The 2,124-nt window shown below is 63.8% G+C and carries 2 protein-coding genes; both read right to left on the reverse strand.

Going from position 1 to position 2,124, the window contains the following annotated elements; all coding sequences use genetic code 11:
• Positions 1 to 11: 11 nt before the first annotated feature.
• On the reverse strand, positions 12 to 758 hold the full coding sequence (pgl, locus tag QZY01_RS00405) for a 6-phosphogluconolactonase (protein ID WP_294532001.1): 747 nt from the start codon (positions 756 to 758) through the stop codon (positions 12 to 14).
• A gap of 112 nt (positions 759 to 870) precedes the next feature.
• The coding region (zwf, locus tag QZY01_RS00410; protein WP_294532004.1) for a glucose-6-phosphate dehydrogenase at positions 871 to 2,124 on the reverse strand (1,254 nt) is incomplete at its 5' end.

Below are 2,124 nucleotides of genomic sequence, written 5' to 3' on the forward strand. Positions count from 1 at the left end.
GAGCGCGACATTCATGACGCCCCCCAATCCGGAAGGTTCGAAGCGGCAGCCGCATCGGCAAAAAGCCACAATTCGCCGACCGGGCGCAGACCTGCCGCGGGCAAGGCGGCATCGCCCCGACAAAGCCGCCGGAACATTGCGCTCTTCTCCCTTCCCGAGACGAGAAAGGCCGTTTGCCGGCTGCTCTCGATTGCCGGATAGGTCAGGGTGATCCGTGTGCCGCCTTCGGGATCGGTGGCGGCGGCGACCCAAAGGTTTCGCTCCGCAAGCGCGGCCGCTCCGGGGAACAGCGACGCGGTATGCCCATCCAGCCCCAGCCCCAAAAGCATCGCGTCGAACAGCGGACGCTTGGCGTCGAGTTGTTTCGCGCCAAGGAAGGTCATCAGTTCGCTCTCATAAGCGGCGGCGGCGGCGCCAGGGCCGACGCCTTCTGTCGGGATTGGATGGATGTTGACGGCGGGGATCGGAGCGCGCGAGAGCAGCGCCTCCCGCGCCATGCGGAAATTGCTCCGCGGATCGTCGTGCGGCACGAACCGCTCGTCGCCCCAGAACCAGTGCGTTCGAGACCAGGGGAATTGCTCGCGATAGGGCGGTCCTGCCAGACGCTCATAGACCGCGCGCGGCGTCGAGCCGCCCGAGAGGGCGACGGCGAAGACGCCGACTTTCGCCGTGGCGGCGGTGAACAGCCAATTCGCCGCCCTGCGCGCAAGAGCTTCGGGATCGGCGAGGATTTCCAGTTTTGGCTCGCCGCTGGTCATGCCGCCGCCGCCCTGGCGCGCGCTGTCAGCTTCCTGTCGGCGGTCACCAATGTGCCGTCGACATCGGACACGAGGCCGGTGATTTTCGTTGCGGGAGCCCGGCGGTCCGGGGTCATGACGATTTTTCGCCGTCGGCGTCGACCGGGAGCCAGGAACGGCCATCGCGCGCCAAAAGGGCGTCGGCTTCGTCCGGTCCGGCGCCACCCGACGGGTAGACCGGCAGTTCCGCGCTCTTGTCGGCCCAGGCGTCGAGCACCGGCTGCACGATGCGCCAGGTCTGCTCAACCATGTCGGCGCGCATGAACAAGGTGGGATCGCCGATCATCACGTCGTACATCAGCGTCTCGTAGCCGACATTGGCCTCCTTGGGGAACCAGTCGTCGTAGTGAAAGTCCATCTTCACGGAGGCGAGGTCCATAGTGGAGCCGGGACGCTTGACCTGAAATTCCAGGGAAATCCCTTCGTCCGGCGCGATGCGGAGCATCAGCCAGTTCGGCCGCAAACTTTCGACGGGCGTACCCTGAAACGCGATGTAAGGGGCCTGTTTGAAACGGATGGCGATTTCGGTATTGCGTTTCGACAGGTGCTTGCCGGTGCGGACATAGAATGGCACCCCGGCCCATCGCCAATTGTCGATTTCAAGCCTCATCGCGACATAGGTTTCGACGTTCGAATCGGGCGCCACATTGGCTTCCTGCCGATAGGCTTTCACCGGCTTGCCCAACACGTCGCCCGGACCGTACTGGCCGCGAACCGAGCGCTCCGGTCTGGCGGCGGGCATGGCGCAGAGCACGTCGGCCCTTTTCGAGCGGATCGCGGCGGCGTTGAAGCCGACGGGCGGCTCCATGGCCACCATCGAGAGCAATGTCAGCAGATGATTGGGCGCCATGTCGCGCAGGGCGCCGGTGGCCTCATAGAATTTTCCGCGAGCTTCGGCTCCGACCGTTTCCGCCACGGTAATCTGGACATGGTCAATTCGGTCGCGGTTCCAGATCGGTTCGAACAAGCCATTGCCGAAACGAAACGCCATGATGCTCTGGACCGTGTCCTTTCCAAGAAAGTGGTCGATACGGAAAATCTGTTCCTCATGCAGCGTTCGCTGGACGCGGGCGTTGAGTTCGCGCGCCGAATCCAGACTGTGGCCGAACGGCTTTTCGATCACCACGCGGCGCCAGAATTTGGGTCTACCGTTCTGGTCCGGCGCCTGATCGGTGAGCCCGGACTTGCCGAGTTGCTCCACTACCGCGCCGAACAATTGATCGGCGATCGCCAGATAGAAGATGGCGTTGCCTTCGGTCCCGTTGGCCTTTTCCGCCTGACCAAGGGCCTCGCGCAGCGTCTCGTAGAGTTTGGAATTGGTCAGATC

Origin of the sequence: uncultured Rhodoblastus sp. (assembly GCF_903903185.1) — a bacterium.
Taxonomy (GTDB): Bacteria; Pseudomonadota; Alphaproteobacteria; order Rhizobiales; family Beijerinckiaceae; genus Rhodoblastus.